Source organism: Testudinibacter sp. P80/BLE/0925 (assembly GCF_053570785.1).
The window spans coordinates 509,723-529,610 of record NZ_CM131636.1 but is presented as its reverse complement, the minus strand read 5'-3'; the positions used below and the strand labels follow the sequence as shown (position 1 = coordinate 529,610).

Below are 19,888 nucleotides of genomic sequence, written 5' to 3'. Positions count from 1 at the left end.
CCTTTAATTTAGTTCGGCATTTTTTGCCGTAAAAGCCAAAGGTTCGCTTCCGGGCTATTAAATACCGCGTCCCATGTGTTGTGGGGATTATTATTCAAAATGCCGTTATCGTAGGCCTTATTAAAACTGAATTCGGTATAACGGACGTGTGGGTTTTTAAGTTGTTGGTGAAGAATTTGATAGTTAATCCGAGAACCGGCAACCGGGGAAACTTTATCTTCTTTGCTGTGAAAAAACCAAATCGGGGTGTTGGCGAGTGAGGCTAGATTTTCTACGGTTGCGTTGCCGTCGATCCATTCGACGGAATAAGCTTCGCGTCCGCTCATCAGTAATGCGGCGGCAAAAAAGTGCGGTCTATCAAGCAGTAGGTAGAGTGCGCCCTCGGCACCGCGTGATAAGCCGACCAAATAAATCCGCGCAGGATTGATCTGCGGATTCTCTTGGAGTGTTTTATCGATCATCGCCAACAGTAATGCACGACGATTTTCCGTCTGCCAATGTACGCCGCCGCGTTGTCCTTTTTGTACGTCATCAAAGGGGTCGAAAACGCCGGCATATTGCGGCGCAAGGACAAAGCCGTCTTCATAGTTTAAGGTTGAAATCGCGCCTGCGCTGGAGAGGAGCTGTGCCGTATTATCCGTTCCTAGTTGCCCGGAGCCATGTAGAAAAATCGTCAAAGGATATTTTTTCTGATCGGATATTGGTTGGGGAGAATACAGTCGATAATGCAGATTATTTTTAGGGTCGTTTAAATAGACTTGATTGGCGGCGAATTGATCGATAAGCAGATTTTTAACGTTTTGTGGTGCGGCCGTTACCTTGACCGTTTCAGGCGCAAGGGTTTTGCCATTGGTTAATTTGAGCAAACCTTGCCGCTGAATCACATATTCCAACCGCTCTTGATAAAATTGCGGTATGCGGTTGCTTTGTACGATTTCACGCTGCGTAATTTCTTGCTGTTCATTTTTGGCACGGAATGACATCGGTTCGCTATTTTCGGTTTTTAGCGAATATAAATCGGCATTTTTATCCCATTTATTGAGTTCAAGAATCAGATATTTTCCGGCATTGGGTCTAAGTGCGGGTTCCGGTCTATCGTTACTATAAGCTCGGAGGATTTGCCGAGTCCCTTGAGTTTGATTATCCAACCGCACTTCGACTTGATAAAGATCTTGTAACTCATCGCCACTCAGCAAGTTATCCTCATACTCCAAGCTAATTGCGCTGATTTTTTGTCCTTTGGCGCTGACTTCGGTGATTAAGGTCGCCTGAACGGATTTGGTTTGTTGCGGTTGATCCGGCGTTGTATCTGCGCTGACATAGGGTGAAACGATGAGAGAGAATAAAGCAATAAAAAGAGATTTAAACATGGCAACCATCCTGATAAGAGAGATTAAAAACGCAAACGGGTAATCAAATGATTACCCGTTTAAAGTGTGGCTTAAAGTTTCCTGTTTTGTGTTTGGACGTAAACGAGAATCAGCGCTAGTACACCCAGCGGGAAGACTAAGTCGAAGATTGAACCGTCTTGTCCCCAAACCAAGTTGGATAAAATCACGGCTGTTCCGCCAATTGCCCAAGCGATAGTGGTCGGGATAGACCAGACAATCATTTGTTTTTTCACATCGTTGATACCCATCATCCGGTTTACTACCCAGAACAGACTGTCATTGAAATAACCGAAGAACAGCGAGCCCATGGTGGCGGCTTGAGCGGCAAGCAACATATTGACACCTGGAATTTCCATTAAGATCGGAGCGGAAATCGAAGCGGCGGTGATCATCGCAACCGTACCCGAACCTTGGATAAAGCGGACTAAAGTCGAAACGATAAACGGAATTAAAATTGGCGAGATCGGCAAATTAGCCACTTGTTCCGCTAATTGTTGACCCGCACCGCTGTCGCGTAATACCGCACCCAATGCACCGCCGGCACCGGTCACCAGTAAAATAATCCCTGCGGTTTTCACCCCTTCTTCTAAGTGAAGTGCGGTGGTATTTTTGTCGGCATTTGGCAATAATGCATAGATTGAGACCAAAACACTCAGGGCTAAGGCGATGATCGGGCTGCCGACAAAGGCGATCACTTGATAAAGGGTTGAATCTAAAATCCAAGCAAATTGCGCTTGTTTTGCCATTAAATCGACAATCGCTTTAATAAAGATCAAGACGATAGGTAACACGATCGGTAGCATGGAAATGCCTAAGCCCGGTAGGTTTTTCTTCTCTCTGCTTTCGATATAGCTGTCGTATTTTTCTTTTAATTCTTCATCGGTGAAAGCTTGTTGGTTAAAGTCCGGATATTTTTTATCCAACCATTTGGCATACAGGACGATACCGATAACAGCCGGAATAGCGAATACCATGCCGATTAACAGCATTGCGCCGATATCGACACCGAATAGTCCGGCGACACCTAACGGACCGGGGGTTGGCGGCACGGTATGGTGGGTGACCACTAGACCTCCAGCCAAGGCGACCCCTAAGGTCAAGAGCGAACGTTTACCATTTTTTGCCAACGCTTTGGCGACCGGGTATAAAATGACGAAAGCGGAATCAACGAAAATCGGAATGCTGACCACATAACCAGTGATGGCTAATGCCCACTCTTCTTTTTTCTTGCCTAAGAATTTAATAAAGCTGTATGCCATTTTTTCGGCGGCGCCGGATACTTCTAAAATACTGCCCATCATCACGCCGAGACCAATTACGATCCCGATACTGCCGAGCGTGCCCCCAAAACCTTTGGAAATCACCCCCAACGTTTCGGTGGCATTCAACCCGCCGACGATCCCGGCAATTGCGGAGGCAATCAGCATCGCGATAAAGGCATGGACGCGGGTTCTTAAGACTAAATAAACCAGTACGGCAACGGCAACAATAAGACCAATAATGGGAATCGGTAATCCAAACATAGGGTTATCTCCTATAAGTCATGCTGAATAAATTGATGGATAACATCGCTAAAGTTGTTATCGACATAAAAGCCTAATTTCGCCGCTTGGCTGCAATCAATGCGCGCCGGCCAACTGGCGACAATATCATTAATTTTTTTATCAAATTGGAATTCGATTTTTTCTAAAACGGCTTCTCCTTTAATCGCGGCAAGATCGCGTAACATGGACTCAACGCTGACGGTAAAGCCCGGTAGATTGATGACATGCCAGTCTCGTGAGGTCAATGGCGGTAACGTCAGGGCATGGATAAAATTGCGGATCACGGTATTCGGGCTTGAGATCCACAGCAGTAATTCTTTTGCCACCGGACAAACGGAATGTTCTCCGTTCAGTGGTTCGCGGATAATGCCACTGACAAATGACGAAGCGGCTTTATTTGGCTTGCCCGGACGAATACAGATTGTCGGCAAACGTACCGCAATGCCATCGACAAACCCCTTACGGCTGTAATCATTGATTAACAGTTCACACATCGATTTCTGTGTGCCGTAAGTGGATTGTGGCGTGACGGCGGTGCTGTTGCTGATCACGTCAGGCAAATCACCGCCGTAAACCGCTAAAGAGCTGGAGAATATAAAACGGATTTTCGAATTAACCCTGCGGCAGGCTTCCAACAGATTTTTAGTGGCGAGGAAATTGATTTCATAGCCTAAATCCGGATCTTCTTCGGCGTGGCTGCTGACAATCGCCGCCAAGTGGAATACCGCACTTGTGTCTTGGGTAATGATTTCATTTAAACCGTCAGGATGGCGCAAGTCCATTTTAATGCTGCGAACGCGGCTGTCATTATTCGGAATAACCGGTTCGTTCACATCAACTAAAATCAGTTCTTGAATTTGAATCGAATGTTGTTGCAACAACATGTTGGCAAGCCGTTGCCCTAAAAAGCCCTGACCGCCGGTAATTACAATTTTCATTTTTGAACCCCCATTATTTATACTGTTCGAACCAAGACAAACCCTCGGTGGTCACGCCACGCGGGTTATATTCACAACCGACCCAACCGTCGTAACCGATTTCGTCCAGTTTGGCGAAGAGGTGTCGGTAGTTGATTTCGCCTTCGTCAGGTTCGTGGCGATCCGGCACGGAGGCAATTTGCACGTGGGCGAATTTGCCGTTTAAGCGCTCGGTTAAACGGGTCAGGTTGCCGTCCACATTTTGTGCGTGGAAGTAATCCAACTGCACGAACACGTTGTCGCGATCAATCAGCTCGACCAGCTCCAACGTCTGGAATTGACTGGCGGTCAGATAGTTCGGTTTGACTTGCGGGCTGAGGGCTTCCAATAAAATTTTGATGCCGTGCGGTTTGAATTTATCGGCGGCATAGCGTACGTTGTCGATAAAGGTTTGTTTGTATTTGGCATAATTTTCGCCCGGCGGGACGACGCCGGACATAATATGCACATTCGGGCAGTCGAGTGCCAACGCATACTCCAATGCCAGATCAATATCGCGCCGGCTGTCGGCTTCGCGTCCCGGAATGGCGGAAACGCCCCACTCGCCGGCTTGCACATCACCGGCGGCAGTATTGAACAGCACTTGTTGCAAGCCGTTTTGTTGCAGTTTGGCTTTTAACGTTTCTTTCGGATATTCATAGGGAAACAGGTATTCGACATACTTGAAACCGGCTTGTGCCGCCGCCTCGAAACGATCAAGAAACGGCAGTTCGGTAAACATCATGGATAAATTTGCAGCAAACTTAGGCATCTTATTTTCCTCTGTTTTTCAAATCATTAACTTCGTCATCCGTCAGATAACGGACGTTTTGCCCTTTTAACAGGAACAGCAGTTTGGCGGTTTCTTCCAATTCTTCGCTGTTATCCACTGCGTCGAATAAATCTTCACCACAGACCACCACACCGTGGTTGGCAAGCAGGAACGCTTTGCCGTCCAGCGCTCTTGCGCTTAATTCGCGTGCGATTTCCGGCGAGCCGGGGCGGTAGTAAGGAATCACCGCCAGTTTGCCGACCCGCATTACATAGTAGGGGGTGAAGGCTTTGATGGCGTTGTCGCTGTCTAAACCGTCCAAGCAGGAAAGTGCGGTCAGGTAAGTGGAATGCAGATGGACAATGGCGTTGCATTCGGGGTTGCGTTGGTACATCGCCAAGTGAAACACCGATTCTTTCGAGGGTTTTTTGCCTTCCAGTAAGTTGCCGTCGCTATCCAGCACGGATAAATCTTCCGCCTTTAAACGCCCTAACGACGAGCCGGTCGGGGTCACTAAAAAACGGTTACCACTCAGGCGCACGGAAATATTGCCGGCACCGCCGACGCTATAACCGCGTTCATATAATGAACGAGCCAGTTGCACCAACTCCTGTTTTAGCTGTTGTTCAGATGAAAGTGCGGTCATACAAACATCTCCTGCGCATAGGCAAAAAAGTTTTCACTGCCGAAGTTGCCGGATTTCAGCGCCAGGAAAATCTCTTCATCCAGCGCTTTGAGCCAAGGCACGCCCGGCGCGATTTGTTTGCCGATATGGAAACCGTCAAAGCCGAGTTGTTGCACCACAATGCTCGAGGTTTCACCGCCGGCGGTAATGAAGTTTTTAACCCCGTGTTGTTTTAATTTGCGAGCCAACTGGGCGAAAGTTTGCTCAATCGCATGGCTGGCGTTGTCTGCGCCGAATTGTTGCTGAATCGCTTTTAATTCTTGCGGCGGCACAGTCGCATACACCATCGGTGCATGGGCGTCGTCCAAATGCGCAAGCACCCATTGGCATAATTCCTCGGCATAGTTCGGATTATTCAAACTCTGTTCCACCTCAAGCAAACGGTGGGCGGCCTGTGATTGGTAAGCGGCAACCTGTTTATTGGTCATGACGGAGCAAGAGCCGGACAGAATCACACTTTTGGCTTTGCTTGGCAAAAGTGCGGTTTTTGCCGCTTGTGTCGCCTTTGTTTTGCTTTTATGCGCCGCCATATATGCCGCCAAGCCCGATCCGCCGGTCACCAGTTTGAAATCGTCAACCGCCTCCGCCAACACCGCCAGCTGCGAATTGTCAGTTGCATCGACCACGGCGTAGCGGCAGCCTTGCTGTTTGAGTTGTTCGAAACAATGTCTGACCTTTTCTGCGCCTTGAATCACCTCGGCATAGCTGACCAAGCCAGTTTTGCCGCTGGCTTGTCCGTCCATCAAACGCACTAAATTGGCGTCGGTCATCGGGGTGATCGGGTGGTTTTGCATGCCGGATTCATTTAACAAGGTTTGTCCGACAAACAGATAGCCGTTAAAAATGGTTCTGTCGTTAATCGGCAACGCCGGGCTGATCACGGTGAAATCGGTATCAAGTGCGGTTAATAGCGCATCGGTGACCGGACCGATATTGCCTTTGGCGGTGCTGTCAAAGGTGGAGCAATATTTAAAATAGAACTGGGTCGCCCCGTTGTTTTGTAGCCAGTTCAGGGCTTGTAACGATTGTTGTACCGCCTCGATCGCCGGATTGGAACGGGATTTGAGGCTAATGACCACGGCGTCAACCGCACTTTGCAATGCTCGTTGCGGCACGCCGTTCATTTGCACCGTACGCAGCCCGTTTTCGACTAAGAAACTGGCAATATCGCTTGCGCCGGTAAAATCATCTGCAATCACACCTAACATCATTATTTCTCCTCTTGTTGCGGCAAGGTGATACCGTCGAAAATTTTGATCACGGCGCTGTCGTCCTCTTTGCCGTAACCGGCGTTGCTGGCGGAGGTGAACATATTAAATGCGGTGCTGGCAAGCGGCAGCGGGAAGCGCAGCGATTTGGCGGTGTCGGTGACCAGCCCTAAATCTTTGACGAAGATATCGACCATCGAGAGCGGGCTATAATCGCCGTCCACCACGTGTTTCATACGGTTTTCGAACATCCAAGAATTACCGGCGGCGTTGGTGACCACGTCATACATTAAGTCCAACGGAATGCCGGCGCGAGCCGCCAGTGCCATGGCCTCCGCACCGGCGGCAATATGCACGCCGGCTAACAGTTGGTGAATAATTTTCACCGTCGCACCCAAGCCGATTTCTTCGCCGATGTTATACACTTTGCCCGCGACCGCACTTAGCACCGGTTGCAACTTCTCAAAAGCGGCAACTGAGCCGGAAGCCATCACGGTCATCTCGCCTTGCGCCGCTTTTGCCGCGCCACCGGAGACCGGAGCGTCCAACATCACCAGATTTAATTCTGTTAATTTTTGTGAGATCTGTTTGGCGTCTTGTGCAGATATGGTAGAAGACACCATCACCGCCGTACCGGGTTTAAGTTTGGCGGCAAGCCCGTTTTCGCCGAATAAGACAGCTTTGACTTGGGCGGCATTGACCACCAGCAGCAATACTGCGTCCAGTTTGTGAGCAAATTGATCGGCATTAGCCGCCGTCTCTTTTGCCCCTGCTTGTTTTAGTTTTTCCAATAAAACAGGGTTTAAATCAATGCCATAAGTATCTAAACCGGCTTTGACGCAAGAAAGGGCTGCGCCCATGCCCATTGCGCCGAGACCGACGACTGCAACTGAATAGCTCATAAAAAATCTCCGTTCAATTTAACGTTAATAGTCATTTGGTTAGCGTATAATGCCTGAATTAGGAAAGGAAAACTGCGATGGGGATCACAAATATTCACAATTAATGTTATTTATTGTGAATATTTGGGTTTTTTAAATCAATATTTGGATTTGTTACCTATAAAGTGTTATTATTTCACGAAAATTCACAATAAATTGAAAGGATTCATACATGATTCCGGCAGAAAGACAAAAGCGAATTTTGACCTTGCTGACTGAACACGATTTAATCAGCATTGCCGAACTGGTCGAGATTATGCAGGTGTCGCATATGACCGTGCGGCGGGATATTCAAAAATTGGAAGAGCAAGGCAAAGTGGTGTCGGTGTCGGGCGGGGTGCAGTTGTTGCAACGTTTGTTTATCGAGCCGACCCACGATGATAAATCCCTCTTGTTTCAAGCGCAAAAACAGGCAATCGGTACGCAGGCACTGCAATTTTTGGGCGGCAGCAAAACCATCTATCTCGATGCCGGCACAACCACCCTGGAGATTGCCTATCAACTTGCGCAACGCGAGGATTTGTTGGTGATCACCAATGATTTTGTGATCGCCCACTTTCTGATTAAAGAGGGCAAATGCGATTTGATCCACACCGGCGGTTATGTGTGCAAAGAAAACTATTCTTCCGTCGGCGAGCTGTCGGCACAGTTTTTGCGTAATATTTCGATTGATGTGGCGTTTATTTCGACTTCATCTTGGAATTTGAAAGGCTTAACCACGCCTGATGAGAAAAAACTGGCGGTGAAACGGGCGATTGTCGAGTCGAGTAAGAAAAATATTTTGGTCACCGACGCCTCAAAATACGGCAAAGTGGCGACCTTTTGGATTTATGGTTTAGATGTGTTCGATACCATTATCACTGACCGCACTTTACTCGAAAGCGTGCAAAAAAATATTCAGAATTTGAATATCGAGCTGGTGTTGGCATAGAAAATCGCTATCGGTTTTGTTGCCGATAGCGATGGCTAAAACCGCACTTTGAGGCAATTTAGCTGCCAATCAAACGATACAGATCGGTATCTTTACGATCCAAATAGTGGAGCGATTGGATACGGCGGATAGTGCGCGAGCGTCCGCGGATCAGCAGGGTTTCGGTGGTGGCGATATTGCCTTTGCGGTGAATGCCTTTCAACAAATCGCCGTTGGTGATACCGGTGGCGGAGAAAATCAGATTGTCGTCGCGCACGATCTCTTCCAGTTGCAATACTTTATTCACTTCCACGCCCATCGCTTCACAGCGCGCGATTTCTTGTGCGGCAAGCGCACGGTTTTCTTCGCTGTCGCCTTTCACTTGGTTGCGCGGCAGCAACCGCACTTGCATGTCACCGCCCAAGGCGCGGATTGCCGCACCGGCAACCACCCCTTCCGGCGCCCCGCCGATGGCGTACAGCATATCGACGTTGTTATCCGGCAGGCAACATAAAATCGACGCGGCGACATCACCATCCGGAATCGCCAACACTTTCACGCCCATTTGCTGCATTTTGGCAATGGTTTCTCGGTGGCGCGGTTTGTCGAGGGTGATCACGGTCAGTTGTGACAGCAGTTTCCCCAGTTTGGAGGCGACGCGGCGCAGGTTTTGCTCCAGCGGCAGATTGAGGTCGATCATGCCTTTCACTTCCGGCCCGACCACCAGTTTTTCCATATACATATCAGGTGCTTGCAAGAAAGTGTTTTCGCCGCCGGCGGCAAGCACGGACAGCGCATTGGCTTGCCCCATTGCGGTCATGCGTGTGCCCTCGATCGGATCGACGGCAATCGAAATGGCGTCGCCGCTGCCGTTACCGACTTTTTCACCGATATACAACATCGGGGCTTCGTCGATTTCGCCTTCGCCGATCACAATTTCACCATTGATATCAATTTGGTTGAGCATAATGCGCATGGCTTTTACCGCGGCTTCGTCGGCGGCGTCTTTATTGCCGCGCCCTAACCAAGCAAATCCGGCAAGGGCGGCGGCTTCGGTAACGCGGGAGAATTCGATTGCAAGGGATCTTTTCATTTTGTGTGACCTATATTCATTCGTTGAGGGTGAAAGTTGAAATGTAGCCGATGGATTGGTGATCCACACAAAACGGTATTTTAGCATAAATTCCGTTGGCTTGCGGGAATTGATTGGGCGAATTCGTAAAAAATGCCCTGCTTGTCAATTTCTATGTGAAATCTGTAGCCAACTAGGCTAGAATAGCTAAAATTTCATTTGGCAATTATTACTTATTAAGGATTTACTATGTCTTTCGAACTTCTAGAACAACTCGATGAAAAAATTAAACAAGCTGTGGAAACCATTCAATTACAACAATTGGAAATTGAAGAATTGAAAGGCAAGCAGGATAATACGCAAAATGAATTGAATCATTTGCGTGCTGAGCGTGATTCGGTTGCCGGTGAAAACGAGCACTTGAAAAACGAATTAAATAATTGGAAAGAAAGAATCAGTTCGTTGTTAGGCAAAATTGATAACATCTGATTCAGCCGACCGCACTTATTGTTTCAAAGCCGAGATCCTGTTCTCGGCTTTTCTATTTTCACTCCTTTTTTGATAGAAATCACACTCCATATTGAGCATTTATTTAATTTGATAAAATAATGTGATCTAGCCCCTGATTTTTGATTTTTCCGGTTGTATCTTGTTTACGCTTGTGCCAAGCTTAATATCCAAGCACATTAACATGTTAAAAATATAAAAAAGATAAGATTACGTTATATTTTTTACTTAAATGTTAAGTTCATTTGCAGTTTTTTTCTCGACATCAAATAAAGATTTTGATGTCTGATATGATCGAAATGGAGATAAGACATGAGTGTTTTGCTAGATACGGTGACTATAGAAGCGTTGTTGGGCGGCAGACATGCGGATCCTTTTTCCGTATTGGGAATGCACGAAACGGATAACGGGATTGAAGTGCGGGTATTGATGCCGGACGCCTCCAGCATTTCGATCATCGACAAAGAAAGTCAGCAAGAGATCGTCGAAATGGAGCGTTTGCACGACGACGGTTTTTTTGCGGCGGTGATTCCGAAGCGGCATGACTTTTTCACTTATCAATTAAATGTCTTCTGGGGCAATGAAAACCAAATTTTAGAAGATCCTTACCGTTTCCGCCCGATTTTATCCGATTTGGATAATTGGTTGCTTGCCGAAGGAACCCATTACCGTCCGTATGAAAAACTGGGCGCGCATTTCACCGAAATCGAAGGCGTTGCCGGGGTGAATTTCATTCTGTGGGCGCCGAATGCCAAGCGGGTTTCCGTAGTCGGCGATTTCAACTTCTGGGACGGACGCCGTCATCCAATGCGTTTCCACCCTGAAAACGGCTTGTGGGAAATTTTTATCCCGCAAGTGGCGCTCGGCAGCCTGTATAAATATGAATTGTTAGATGCGAACGAAACCCTGCGCTTAAAAGCCGATCCTTACGCTTTCGCCTCCCAACTGCGCCCGGACACCGCTTCACAAGTCAGTGCCTTGCCGGATATTGTGCCGATGACCGAGGCACGCAAAAAAGCCAATGCCTTTGACGCGCCGATTTCGATTTATGAGGTACATCTCGGTTCATGGCGGCGCAATTTGGAAAATAATTTCTGGCTGAATTATGATGAAATCGCCGATCAATTGATCCCGTATGTGAAAGAAATGGGCTTCACGCATATTGAATTAATGCCGATTAACGAATTCCCGTTTGACGGTTCGTGGGGCTATCAGCCACTCGGCTTGTATTCCCCGACCAGCCGTTTCGGCAATCCGCAGCAGTTGCGTTCGTTTATCCAAAAAGCACATGATGCGGGCATTAATGTGATTCTGGATTGGGTGCCGGGGCATTTTCCAAGCGATACCCACGGCTTGGCGTATTTTGACGGCACCGCACTTTACGAACACGCCGATCCGAAAGAGGGCTACCACCAAGATTGGAACACGCTGATTTATAACTACGGGCGCAATGAAGTGAAAAACTTCCTCTCCGGCAACGGGCTGTATTGGCTGGAACGTTTCGGTGTCGACGCATTACGGGTTGATGCGGTGGCGTCGATGATTTACCGTGATTACAGCCGTAAAGAGGGCGAGTGGATTCCGAATCAATACGGCGGGCGGGAGAATCTGGAAGCGATTGAATTTTTAAAACACACCAACTACGTGATCGGCAATGAGATTGACGGCTGTATAGCGATCGCGGAAGAATCGACCGCATTCCCGGGCATTACCAATCCGCCGGAAATGGGCGGTTTAGGTTTCCACTATAAATGGAATATGGGCTGGATGAACGATACGTTATCCTATATGAAGCTCGATCCGGTCTATCGTCAGCACCACCATAACCAATTGACTTTCGGTATGTTGTACAACTACACCGAAAATTTTATTTTACCGTTGTCGCACGATGAAGTGGTGCACGGCAAAGGTTCGCTGTTAGATAAAATGCCGGGCGACACATGGCAGAAATTTGCCAATCTGCGCGCTTATTACGGCTATATGTGGGGACATCCGGGCAAAAAATTACTGTTTATGGGCTCCGAATTTGCGCAAGGACGCGAATGGGATTACCAAGAAAGTCTCGATTGGTTCTTGTTGGATGACCAAAACGGCGGCGGTTGGCACAGTGGCGTACAAAAACTGGTGAAAGACCTGAACCATTTCTATCAACAAACCCCGGCAATGCACCAGTTGGATTTCGATCCGCAGGGCTTTGAATGGTTGGTGGTCGATGATTGCCAAAACTCGGTATTCGCCTTTGCCCGGCGTGATCGCGACGGCAATGAAGTGATTGTGGTCAGCAACTTCACCCCGGTGCCGCGTGAACATTACCGTATCGGCGTCAGCCAAGCGGGCGTCTATCATGAAGTGCTGAACACCGACTCCGATTTCTATCACGGTTCGAATGTCGGCAACGGCGGGGCGTTACACAGCGAAGCGATTGCTGCGCATAATAAAGCGCAATCGATTTCCCTGACAGTGCCGCCATTGGCAACGATTTACTTACAGCGTCAGCGCTAGGATGGACGGTAGTAACGGGGTGTTGACGGCATGATTGGCAGAGTGAAAAAAGGCATGGCGCAGCCAATGGGGGCGTCGTTACAGATGATCGACGGCGTAAACGGCGTGAATTTTGCGCTGTTTTCCGAACATGCCGATTTGGTTGAATTGTGCCTGTTTTCGTATAAAGGTAAAGAACACCGTTTCAAAATGCAGCAAGACGCCGACCATATTTGGAGTTTATGGTTGGCGGGCATTGATGTCGGGATCAAGTATGGCTTCCGTGTCTATGGCGAGAGTCAACCGCACTTGGGACGATATTTTAATCCGCAAAAACTCTTATTGGATCCTTATGCGAAGGCGGTGGATCGCAAACCGCACTTTGCCACGGAAGAACAAGCTCAATTATTTGATTTGACAAATGATTTGGATAATGCCGAGGTGGCGCCGAAGGCGATTGTGCTTGATTCCGCGTTTGATTGGCAAGAAGACCGCTCACCGAATTACACCTGGGCGGAAACGATTATTTACGAACTGCACGTGAAAGGCTTCAGCCAACTTAACCCTGCGGTTCCATCGGCATTACGCGGCAGTTATGCCGGTTTGGCACATCCGGCATCTTTGGATTATCTGAAAAAATTAGGCGTGACCACGCTTGAATTAATGCCGGTGGCGTTTCACGCCGATGAGCGGCATTTGCAGCAACGCGGTTTATCCAATTATTGGGGCTATAACGTGTTGGCGCCTTTTGCCGTTGACGACGGTTATTGGTCGGGACGCAACGGCACAACCCCGGCGAGTGAATTCAAGCAGATGGTCAAGAGTTTGCACCAAGCGGGGTTTGAGGTCATTCTGGACGTGGTATTTAACCACACCGCCGATTCGGATTTGGCGCAACCGACCCTTAGCCAGCGCGGCTTGGATAATGCCAACTATTATTGGCTGACCGAAAACGGCGATTACCATAATTGGAGCGGCTGCGGCAACGTCTTGAACCTGACGAATGCCAACACTTTGCAATGGGTGCATGACTGCTTGCGTTATTGGGTGCAGGAATGTCATGTGGACGGTTTCCGTTTTGATTTGGCAACCATTATCGGACGTGAGCCGGAATTCAACCGGCAGGCGCAAATTTTCCAACGCATTGCCAATGATCCGGTTTTAAAAGATAAAAAATATATCGCCGAACCGTGGGATATCGGGTGGGGCGGTTACCAACTGGGCAACTTCCCGGATTATTTTGCCGAATGGAATGACCGTTTCCGTGATGATATGCGCCGTTTTTGGCTGCGCAATGAGGGCAACACGGGCGGGTTTGCCCAGCGGTTTTGCGCCTCTTCGGATATTTTTCAACATGATCACAAACTGCCAAGCGCTTCGATTAATTATATTTGTTCCCATGACGGTTTCACCCTCAACGATTTAGTCAGCTATCAGCATAAACACAACCGGGCAAACGGCGAAGAAAACCGCGACGGACACGGGGAAAATTTCAGCCATAATTTTGGCGTTGAAGGCGAAACGGATCAGCCGGCGGTGCTGCAACAGCGCCAAGCGGCGGTGCGAGCGCTACTGGCGAGCGCACTTTTGGCTAACGGCACGCCGATGTTAATGGCAGGCGACGAAACCGGGCATTCGCAGCAGGGCAATAACAATGCTTATTGCCAAGATAACGAGATCACGTGGATTGATTGGAGCAAACAAGACCGGGATTTGTTGGCTTACACCCAAGCCTTAATTGCATTCAGAAAGCAGATAACCGCACTTTCACGACACGACACTTGGTGGAATGACGATCAAGTGCGGTGGTGGAATTGCCACGGCGAACCAATGAGCGTCGCCGATTGGCAAGATCCGCACAGTATCGGTTTTCAAATCGAATTGGAACAGCGTTGGCTACTGATGGTGAATCGTGGCGTAATGCAATCTTTCCATCTGCCGCCCTGTTCTGCAGGCGAGGGCGAATGGGAACATAAACTCACCTCAGCTTGCCGTCGGGGTGGAAATGACAGGGAGGTCATAATGGCTCAGCCGGGAATTTATATTTTCTCTCGCAGAGGATAGTTTCTCTATCGAGTAGATTTCAGTTTATTTTCATATTTAGGAGAACATTATGGACGATATTTTAAAGAACTCACCTAGCATGATTCGGATTACCGATGATACCCTTGTGCTGATTTTGGCCGGCGGACGAGGTTCTCGCTTACACGAACTGACGGATAAACGCGCTAAACCGGCGGTGTATTTTGGTGGTTCTTGCCGAATTATCGACTTCGCCCTGTCTAACTGTATCAATTCCCATTTGAATCGTATCGGGGTGGTCACCCAATATATGGCGCATTCCCTGTTGCGTCACTTACAGCACAGTTGGTCTTTCCTGCCGCGTGAGCGCAATGAGTTTGTCGATATGTTGCCGGCACGGCAACAGCTGGATGACAGCACTTGGTATCGCGGCACTGCCGACGCGGTGTATCAAAACGGCGCGATTATGCGTGATCACTACAAACCGAAATACGTTCTCATCCTTGCCGGGGATCACATTTATAAAATGAACTATGCGCAAATGCTGTTGGATCACGTTTCCAGCGGGGCGAAGTGTACTGTCGGTTGTATCGAAGTGGAAAAAGAGAAAGCCCATGAATTCGGCGTAATGGGGGTGAATGAAAATCTGCAAGTTACCGATTTCATTGAAAAACCGAAAAATCCGCCGACCATGCAGGGCAAACCGGACACCTCGTTGGCATCAATGGGAATTTATGTGTTTGATGCCGATTATTTGTATGACATTTTGGATCGCGAATTTGCGAAGCCGGAATCCAGTCATGACTTTGGTAAAGACATCATTCCGCAAGCTTTGAAAGAAGGTGTGTTGTATGCGCATCCGTTCAGCCGCTCTTGCATGGGGCGCAATCCGCAAGGCGAAATCTACTGGCGTGATGTCGGTACGCTCGATGCGTTGTGGGAAGCCAATATCGACTTGGTCACCGAACATCCGCAACTGGATCTGTTCGATCAACGCTGGCCGATCCGCTCCACGCCGAAACAAACGTTCCCGTCAAAATTCTTCTATAAAAACTTACGCAAATCGCGTGCGTTGGATAATTCTTTGGTCGGCGGCGGCTGTTTGGTAAATGACGCGGTGATCAGCAATTCGGTGTTGTTTGACAACGTCAGCGTGCGTGAAGGCGCAAACGTGGAATATTCGGTGATCTTACCTGAGGTGACGATTGGCAAAAATGTAACGATTAAAAATGCGATTATTGACCGCCACAGTGTGATTCCGGACGGTATGGAAATCGGGGTGGATATGGCGCTTGACGCCAAGCGCTTCCGTGTCAGCAGTACCGGTAAAGTGGTGTTGGTGACATCGAAGATGTTGAATAAATTGAAAAAAGAAGAAGAGTAACCGTTTTTTCTTCTCTCTATGACGAAGGAAACATAAATTGAAATCATCTCCGCTCAGCGCAGAGATGATTTTCTATTGTTAGCAGAAGATAAAATACAGGATAGCAGCCCATGAAAATTTTACACGTTTGTTCCGAGCTTTACCCGTTATTGAAAACCGGCGGTTTAGCCGATGTAACCGGCGCCTTACCCTTTGCGCAACAGCAAAACGGCGATGACGTACGCGTTTTGATGCCGGCATATCCGGCGGTGGTTGCCGGTTTACCGCAAAGCGGTGTCGTCGGCACCTTTGATACTTTTGCCGGTGAAGTGACCTTGCGTTACACCGATTACAACGGTTTGGGCATTTATTTGATCGACGCACCGCACTTGTATCAGCGCGAAGGCAATCCGTATCATGATCCGCACTACAATGATTACGGCGACAATTATCTGCGTTTTGCCTTGCTGGGTTGGTTCGGCGCGGAATTGGGCGACAAGCTGGATAGCTGGTGGAAAGCCGATGTGGTGCACGCCCATGACTGGCACGCCGGGATGGCGTGCGCCTATTTGTATGCCAAAGGCAGACCGGCAAAATCGGTGTTCACCATTCATAATTTAGCCTATCAGGGGCAATTTCATTATCGGCATCTGGCTGAAATCGGCTTGCCGCCGGAGATGTTTAATGTTAACGGGGTCGAATTAAACGGGCAAATTTCTTATTTGAAAGCCGGTTTGTATTACGCCGATCACGTTACCGCCGTCAGCCCGACCTATGCCCAAGAAATCACAACCGCGGAATATGCCTATGGATTGGAAGGTTTGCTCAACACCTTGCAACAGCAAGGCAAGTTGAGCGGGGTGTTGAATGGCGTGGATTATACCATTTGGAATCCGGAATCGGATTCGCACCTGCCCGCCAACTACAAACTGAAAAGCATGGCCGGCAAAACCCGTTGCAAAACCGAGTTGCAAAAGGTATTTCGGTTGCCGGAAGACAAAAATGCCTTACTCTTTGTGATGGTGACCCGCCTGACGGCGCAAAAAGGCGTGGATTTGTTATTACAGGCGCTACCGCAAGTGCTAACCGAAGGCGTGCAGTTTATTTTGTTGGGTTCCGGCGACAGTCAATATGAACAGGCGTTTTCACAACTGGAATTGCAATACCCGCAACAGGTTAGCATCGAAATCGGTTATAACGAAAAATTATCCCATTTGGTGATTGCCGGCGGCGATGTCATTCTCGTGCCGAGCCGCTTTGAACCTTGTGGCTTAACGCAGCTATATGGGTTAAAATACGGCACGCTGCCATTAGTGCGAGCGACCGGGGGGCTGGCGGATACCGTGGTGGACAGCGATAAAGAAACAATCAAAGTGCGGTCGGCAACCGGATTTGTATTTGGCGAAGCGTCAGTGGACGGTTTAGTGGACGCATTTGAACGGGCAAAAGTGCTATGGAAAGCCAAACCGCAGTGGTACAAAGTGCGGATTAACAGTATGGAAGCTGATTTTAGTTGGCGATTGGCAGCGGAACAATATTCTGCCATCTATCACCGTCTTTTTAATGTATAAATAGTTATCGGGTAAAAGCAGGAAACCTTATGAATCATATTGTTACACCAAACGGCACACTGCCGAGTGTGGAAAGTTTTAAAGAAACAATTGTGCAAAAACTTATTTACGCAATTGGGCGCGACCCGGGCGTCGCCAGTCAGCGCGACTGGTTAAACGCAACCTTGTATGCGGTGCGCAATTTGGTGGCAGAGAATTGGCTGAAAACCCAGCGAGCCACCCAATCGCAAGATGCCCGGCGGGTATATTATCTGTCAATGGAATTTTTGATGGGGCGTACCTTGTCCAATGCCATGATGTCGGAAGGCGTTTATGATATCGTGCGCGAAGCCTTAGAACAGCTGGGCTTGGATTTGGAAGAGATTATCGAAAAAGAAGTGGATCCGGGCTTAGGCAACGGCGGTTTAGGGCGCCTGGCAGCCTGCTTTTTAGATTCTATCGCAACCTTAAATTATCCGGGAATGGGCTACGGTATCCGTTATGAATACGGGATGTTCCGCCAAAAAATCGTGGACGGACAACAAATCGAACGCCCCGACGCCTGGTTGGAAAAAGGCGTGCCGTGGGAGTTTATCCGCCCGACCAAACGTTATAAAGTCGAATTCGGCGGGCGTATCTATCAGGAAAACGGCAAATGGCGTTGGGTGGATACCTCGCAAATTATTGCGCTAGGTTACGATCAAATTATCCCCGGTTATGAAACCGATATGGCGAACAGTTTGCGTTTATGGGCGGCTAATGCCGGCGATGTGTTCGATTTAACCAAATTTAATCAAGGCGATTATTTTGCGGCAATGGAGCGGCAAAACCGCTCGGAAAACGTATCACGCGTATTGTATCCGGATGATTCCACCTATTGCGGACGCGAACTGCGTTTACGTCAGGAATATTTTTTGGTTTCCGCCTCCTTGCAAGATATTATCAGACGCCATCAATGGCAGCATAAAACACTGGAAACCTTAGCCGACAAAGTGGCGATTCACCTTAACGATACCCACCCGGTATTGGCAATTCCCGAATTAATGCGCATTTTGATCGATAAAGAAGGATTCAGTTGGCAAAAAGCGTGGGATATTACCTGCAAAGTGTTCTCTTATACCAACCACACCTTGATGAGTGAAGCGCTGGAAACCTGGCCGGTGGATATGATGGGCGCGATTCTGCCGCGTCATTTGCAGATTATTCTGGAGATTAACGAGTATTTCCTGAATAGTATCAAAGCGTACACCGAAAAAGATCCGGATTTAATCCGCCGCGTCTCTTTGATTGACGAAAACGACGGGCGCAAAGTCCGCATGGCGTGGCTTGCCGTGGTGGCTTCGCATAAAATCAACGGGGTGGCGAAACTGCATTCCGACTTAATGGTCAAATCCATTTTTGCCGATTTCGCCAAAATCTATCCTGAACGTTTCTGCAATATGACCAACGGTATTACGCCTCGCCGCTGGATTGGCGTGGCTAACCCGGGCTTGTCATCGGTATTCGACAAATATATCGGCAAAGGTTGGCGTAAAGATCTCAGCGAACTGGAACAGCTGAAACAGTATTCGGATTTCCCGAAATTTATGGACGAAGTGCGGTCGGTGAAAAAAGCCAACAAAGTCAAATTGGCAAACTACATCGCACACAATCTGAATATCGTGGTTAATCCCGACGCGCTGTTCGACGTGCAAATCAAACGGATTCACGAATATAAACGCCAGCACTTAAACCTGTTGCACATCATCGCACGTTACAACGAGATTCTGCGTAATCCGGAAAAAGACTGGACGCCGCGGGTGTTCATCATCGCCGGTAAAGCGGCTTCGGCGTACTATGCGGCAAAACAGATTATCCGTTTAATCAACGATGTTGCCAACGTGATCAACAACGATATGCGCGTGCATGATAAGTTGAAACTGGTGTTTATCCCGAACTACAGCGTCAGCCTTGCGCAGTTGATTATTCCGGCCGCCGATGTGTCCGAACAAATTTCATTGGCGGGTACGGAAGCCTCCGGCACCAGTAATATGAAATTCGCCCTCAACGGCGCTTTAACCATTGGGACGCTCGACGGCGCAAACGTGGAAATTTTGCAAAATGTGGGCGCAGACAACATCTTTATCTTCGGCAACACGGTAGAGCAAGTGGAAGCGTTACGCCATCAAGGCTACCATCCGTCGACTTATTACGAAAACGATCCGCAACTGAGAGAAGCAATGCAACAGGTCACCAGCGGCGCATTCAGCCCGAACGAACCGAGCCGTTATCAATCGTTCTCGCCGTTCAGCGACTACTACCAAGCCTTTGCCGATTTCCGTAGCTATGTGGATACGCAACAACAGATCGATGAGGTTTATAAAGACCAAAACCTTTGGGTTGCCAAAGCGATTCAAAATATCGTCAATATGAGCTACTTCTCATCAGACCGCACCATCAAAGAATATGCGGATCAAATCTGGCACTTGCAACCGGTGAAGCTGTAA

15 protein-coding genes are annotated in these 19,888 nt (G+C 48.4%); 7 read left to right on the top strand and 8 right to left on the bottom strand.

What is annotated here, in order from left to right; translation table 11 throughout:
• Window positions 1-8: 8 nt before the first annotated feature.
• The 7 genes from ACWA5Z_RS02640 to ltnD all read right to left on the bottom strand — a co-directional run bounded on the left by ACWA5Z_RS02640 (window position 9) and on the right by ltnD (window position 7,458).
• Window positions 9-1,370: an alpha/beta hydrolase-fold protein gene (locus ACWA5Z_RS02640; RefSeq protein ID WP_431053778.1), complete on the bottom strand. Its 1,362-nt coding sequence runs from the start codon at window positions 1,368-1,370 to the stop codon at window positions 9-11.
• A 71-nt stretch (window positions 1,371-1,441) separates the two neighbouring features.
• On the bottom strand, window positions 1,442-2,914 hold the full coding sequence (locus ACWA5Z_RS02635; RefSeq protein ID WP_431053777.1) for a GntT/GntP/DsdX family permease: 1,473 nt from the start codon (window positions 2,912-2,914) through the stop codon (window positions 1,442-1,444).
• An 11-nt stretch (window positions 2,915-2,925) separates the two neighbouring features.
• The gene (denD, locus tag ACWA5Z_RS02630) at window positions 2,926-3,873 is read right to left on the bottom strand and encodes a D-erythronate dehydrogenase (protein ID WP_431053776.1); all 948 of its coding nucleotides are present in this window, start codon (window positions 3,871-3,873) and stop codon (window positions 2,926-2,928) included.
• A 13-nt stretch (window positions 3,874-3,886) separates the two neighbouring features.
• The gene (locus tag ACWA5Z_RS02625) at window positions 3,887-4,663 is read right to left on the bottom strand and encodes an HPr family phosphocarrier protein (protein WP_431053775.1); all 777 of its coding nucleotides are present in this window, start codon (window positions 4,661-4,663) and stop codon (window positions 3,887-3,889) included.
• Between the two features lies 1 nt (window position 4,664).
• Window positions 4,665-5,309 (bottom strand): 3-oxo-tetronate 4-phosphate decarboxylase, encoded by a 645-nt coding sequence (gene otnC / locus ACWA5Z_RS02620; protein ID WP_431053774.1) that lies wholly within the window; start codon window positions 5,307-5,309, stop codon window positions 4,665-4,667.
• Entirely contained in the window at window positions 5,306-6,556 is a 1,251-nt protein-coding gene (gene otnK / locus ACWA5Z_RS02615; protein WP_431054275.1) for a 3-oxo-tetronate kinase, read from the bottom strand. The genes otnC and otnK overlap by 4 nt, the downstream gene beginning before the upstream one ends.
• A gap of 2 nt (window positions 6,557-6,558) precedes the next feature.
• Entirely contained in the window at window positions 6,559-7,458 is a 900-nt protein-coding gene (ltnD, locus tag ACWA5Z_RS02610; RefSeq protein ID WP_431053773.1) for an L-threonate dehydrogenase, read from the bottom strand.
• A 211-nt stretch (window positions 7,459-7,669) separates the two neighbouring features.
• Between ltnD and ACWA5Z_RS02605 the strand changes: the two genes are divergently transcribed.
• Window positions 7,670-8,428, top strand: coding sequence for a DeoR family transcriptional regulator (locus ACWA5Z_RS02605; protein ID WP_431053772.1), 759 nt, complete (start codon window positions 7,670-7,672; stop codon window positions 8,426-8,428).
• Between the two features lie 58 nt (window positions 8,429-8,486).
• On the opposite strand, the gene glpX is transcribed toward ACWA5Z_RS02605, so the two are convergent.
• Entirely contained in the window at window positions 8,487-9,500 is a 1,014-nt protein-coding gene (glpX, locus tag ACWA5Z_RS02600; protein WP_431053771.1) for a class II fructose-bisphosphatase, read from the bottom strand.
• A 228-nt stretch (window positions 9,501-9,728) separates the two neighbouring features.
• Between glpX and zapB the strand changes: the two genes are divergently transcribed.
• The 6 genes from zapB to glgP all read left to right on the top strand — a co-directional run bounded on the left by zapB (window position 9,729) and on the right by glgP (window position 19,888).
• The gene (gene zapB / locus ACWA5Z_RS02595; RefSeq protein WP_431053770.1) at window positions 9,729-9,968 is read left to right on the top strand and encodes a cell division protein ZapB; all 240 of its coding nucleotides are present in this window, start codon (window positions 9,729-9,731) and stop codon (window positions 9,966-9,968) included.
• Window positions 9,969-10,298: 330 nt separating this feature from the next.
• Window positions 10,299-12,488 carry a 1,4-alpha-glucan branching protein GlgB gene (glgB, locus tag ACWA5Z_RS02590; RefSeq protein ID WP_431053769.1) on the top strand — a complete coding sequence of 730 codons (2,190 nt, stop codon included), beginning with the start codon at window positions 10,299-10,301 and terminating at the stop codon, window positions 12,486-12,488.
• A 30-nt stretch (window positions 12,489-12,518) separates the two neighbouring features.
• On the top strand, window positions 12,519-14,531 hold the full coding sequence (gene glgX, locus ACWA5Z_RS02585) for a glycogen debranching protein GlgX (protein ID WP_431053768.1): 2,013 nt from the start codon (window positions 12,519-12,521) through the stop codon (window positions 14,529-14,531).
• A gap of 49 nt (window positions 14,532-14,580) precedes the next feature.
• The gene (glgC, locus tag ACWA5Z_RS02580; RefSeq protein ID WP_431053767.1) at window positions 14,581-15,873 is read left to right on the top strand and encodes a glucose-1-phosphate adenylyltransferase; all 1,293 of its coding nucleotides are present in this window, start codon (window positions 14,581-14,583) and stop codon (window positions 15,871-15,873) included.
• A gap of 110 nt (window positions 15,874-15,983) precedes the next feature.
• On the top strand, window positions 15,984-17,423 hold the full coding sequence (glgA, locus tag ACWA5Z_RS02575) for a glycogen synthase GlgA (protein ID WP_431053766.1): 1,440 nt from the start codon (window positions 15,984-15,986) through the stop codon (window positions 17,421-17,423).
• A gap of 29 nt (window positions 17,424-17,452) precedes the next feature.
• Window positions 17,453-19,888 (top strand): glycogen/starch/alpha-glucan family phosphorylase, encoded by a 2,436-nt coding sequence (gene glgP, locus ACWA5Z_RS02570; RefSeq protein ID WP_431053765.1) that lies wholly within the window; start codon window positions 17,453-17,455, stop codon window positions 19,886-19,888.